The 3373-nt window shown below is 33.6% G+C and carries 2 protein-coding genes; both read left to right on the top strand.

The window, feature by feature from the left end:
- Positions 1-901 precede the first annotated feature (901 nt).
- Complete coding sequence (locus tag AC3DU7_RS29125) at positions 902-1828, top strand: alpha-D-ribose 1-methylphosphonate 5-phosphate C-P-lyase PhnJ (RefSeq protein ID WP_488042742.1); 927 nt, start codon at positions 902-904, stop codon at positions 1826-1828.
- A 347-nt stretch (positions 1829-2175) separates the two neighbouring features.
- Positions 2176-2946: a phosphonate C-P lyase system protein PhnK gene (gene phnK, locus AC3DU7_RS29120; RefSeq protein WP_488042741.1), complete on the top strand. Its 771-nt coding sequence runs from the start codon at positions 2176-2178 to the stop codon at positions 2944-2946.
- The last annotated feature ends 427 nt before the right edge of the window (positions 2947-3373 follow it).

Raw genomic sequence — 3373 nt, 5'->3', positions numbered from 1 at the left:
AACTACGGAAGGAACACATTTAATAATGAATAATGAATAATTAATAATGAATAATGAATAATGAATAATGAATAATTAATTGCTTAGGCAAAATGAATTACCTAATTTTATTCCCTAGTATTAATTAGTTAAGAATTGAAGTGTCGTCTAAGTTAAGCATTCTTTTTTCATCCTTAGTATTAGGTGGTAGGTGGTCAACAATGAATAATTAACAATTAATTGCTTAGGCAAAATGAATTACCTAATTTTATTCCCTAGTATTAATTAGTTAAGAATTGAAGTGTCGTCTAAGTTAAGCATTCTTTTTTCATCCTTAGTATTAGGTGGTAGGTGGTCAACAATGAATAATTAACAATTAATTGCTTAGGCAAAATGAATTACCTAATTTTATTCCCTAGTATTAAAATGTGGGTTATAAATATAGCCAAAAACAGAAAGTAATACCTGGCACGAGAGCAAGATGCTCCCACTGTTATTGTAACAAAAATAATGACAATACACGACCATTAAAATGTACTACTACCTGATGTTTAAGTTATTTATTCTGACTCCTGACTCCTAGTAACAGTTTGATAAATTTTTGCTACGAATTTCTATTCCCTATTCCCTATTCCTTATTCCTTATTCCCTATTACTTATTACCGAATAATTAAGATTTAAAGCCTCTCACTCGCCGTGGAGAAACAAGCGGTCGATCGCGACAGCGGAACGGAGTTCTTTCTTCGCAGCTTCCCGTAGGGTGGGATGGCGAGGAAACTCGCCATATCCAATCGACCAAGAGAGAAAAAATTTTCCTTTTATTCAATCCTCTCCCTAAAAGGAAGAGGTAATTATCAATTATCCATTATCAATTATCAATTATTGAACTATTCCCTATTCCCTATTAATGTAAATTCTGTATATGTTAAATAACCAAAATCTAGAAAGGTCAAATGGCAAAGTAGATAACTCACTAGAAAAAGGTTTTAACTTTGCCTATTTAGACGAACAAACAAAACGTTCTATTCGTCGAACTTTACTCAAAGCAGTCGCCATTCCTGGTCATCAAATACCTTTCGGTTCTAGAGAAATGCCAATGTCCTATGGATGGGGTACAGGTGGCATTCAAGTTACAGCTTCAATCATTGGAAAAAAAGACATTTTAAAAGTAATTGACCAAGGAGCGGATGATACAACAAATGCAGTGAATATTCGTCGTTTTTTTGTGAAAATTTGTGGAATAGAAATAACAGAAAAAACCACAGAAGCAACAATTATTCAAACCCGCCATAGGATTCCTGAAACTCCACTTCAGGAAGGTCAAATTATTGTTTATCAAGTGCCTATACCAGAGCCATTGAGATGGTTAGAACCCTCTGAAAAAGAAACTAGAAAAATGCACGCTTTAGAAGATTATGGAGCAATGTATGTAAAATTGTATGAGGATATTACGAGATTAGGAGATTTTGCTACAACCCATGATTATCCAGTAATGGTAAATGACCGTTATATAATGAGTCCGACTCCTATCCCACGATTTGATAATCCTAAAATGAATTATTTACCTGCTTTACAACTTTTTGGTGCGGGAAGAGAGAAGCGAATTTATGCAATACCTCCTTATACTCAGGTAAAAAGTTTAGATTTTGAAGACTATCCTTTTACTGTAGAAAAATGGGAGAAAGCTTGTGAGCTTTGCGGTTCTACAGAAAGTTTTTTGGATGAAATTTTGATAGACGATCTAGGAAATAAAATGTGGGTCTGTTCTGATACAGATTATTGTCATCAACAACAAATAAAACTTGAAGAAGGAAGAAGGAAGAAAGAAGAAGGAAGAAGGAAAAAGTAAGAAGGAAAAAGTGGATGGGGATAGTCTTTAACCAAAAAATAAGGTCAATAGTTTCCCCTTTCAAGAGGGTGAAAAAGCGGTTGAGGGATGGCTAGGTCTCCTGCTCTTATCAGAGCTGCTCCGAAGATCGCCATATCCAATCGACCAAGAGAAAATCAAGTTCAATATTTCAATCCCAATACTTTAACTAGAGGTACTGATAACTGATAACTGAAATGATACACTATTTCGTGTCTTATAACCCTAACTAATTCTAAGCATCGTGTAGAAAGCGGGATATTAAAAATCCAAACATCCAGAGAAAAAATAAGTATAAAAGCCAAATTAAAACTACATTACTGTGAATTATGCAACCATTATTAAATGTTGAAAAATTGAGTAAGTTTTATAGAAATATAAAAGCTTGTGACCATGTTTCTTTTAATCTTTATCCTGCCCAAGTTTTAGGAATAGTAGGGGAATCAGGTTCAGGTAAATCTACTTTATTAAATTCTATTGGAGGATATATACCAATTGAAGGTGGAAATATCACTTATACTACCTCTAGTGGAGAAGTATTAACACTCCAAAAACTATCAGAAACTCATCGCCGTTTATTAATGCGAAATGAATGGGGTTTTGTTCAACAAAATCCTCGTGATGGTTTGCGGATGAACATAACTGCTGGAGCAAATATTGGCGAACGTTTAATGAATATAGGGGTAAAAAATTATGGGAAAATTCGGGAAGAAGCAGCTTATTGGTTAAGCCAAGTAGAAATAGATATTAATAGAATAGATGACTTACCGAAAATGTTTTCTGGAGGGATGCAACAACGTTTACAATTAGCTCGTGTTTTAGTCACAAAACCCAGGTTAATATTAATGGATGAACCTACTGGAGGTTTAGATGTTTCGGTACAAGCTCGTTTATTAGATTTAATTCGTTCTCTGGTGCGAAATCTCAGTTTAAGTGTAATTTTAGTTACCCATGATTTAGGTGTAATTAGATTACTTGCTCACCGTTTATTAGTAATGAAAAATGGGCAAATTGTTGAGTCTGGTTTGACTGACCAAGTATTAGATGACCCTCAACATTCTTATACTCAAAAATTAGTTAGTTCAACATTAATTCCATAATTCATATCATTTCCGGTAGCATCAGTAAAGTAAGGAAAAAGGAATAAGGAAGAGGCAGGAAGGCTTAAGAGCAAGAAAAAAACTTTAATTTCCTGTATATATTTTAGAATTTATATTACCGAATAATTAACTAATTAATAATTAAATAATTATGGTTTAAAGCCTTCCCTTTTAAGAGGAAAAAAGCGGTTGAGGGATGGTAAGGTCCCCTGCTCTTATCAGAGCCGCTCCGCTAACGCCATACCCAATCAACCAAGAGAAGAAATAGTATTTCCTTATATTCAATTCCGTAGCGGTTAAAACCCGAGGTAATTATCCATTATCAATTATCCATTATCAATTATCCATTAATGAAATCAGCTTTTAAATTAAGGAGAACTCATTATTAAATGGAATTGTAAAATAAAAAAAAGGTAATTCTATTAAC

It is taken from the genome of Okeania sp. (assembly GCF_983059655.1).
This window is presented reverse-complemented; position numbering and strand designations above follow the sequence as displayed.

Coding starts and splice junctions, on each gene's coding strand:
- AC3DU7_RS29125 (WP_488042742.1), top strand. CDS start 902: ATGTTAAATAACCAAAATCTAGAAAGGTCAAATGGCAAAGTAGATAAC.
- phnK (WP_488042741.1), top strand. CDS start 2,176: ATGCAACCATTATTAAATGTTGAAAAATTGAGTAAGTTTTATAGAAAT.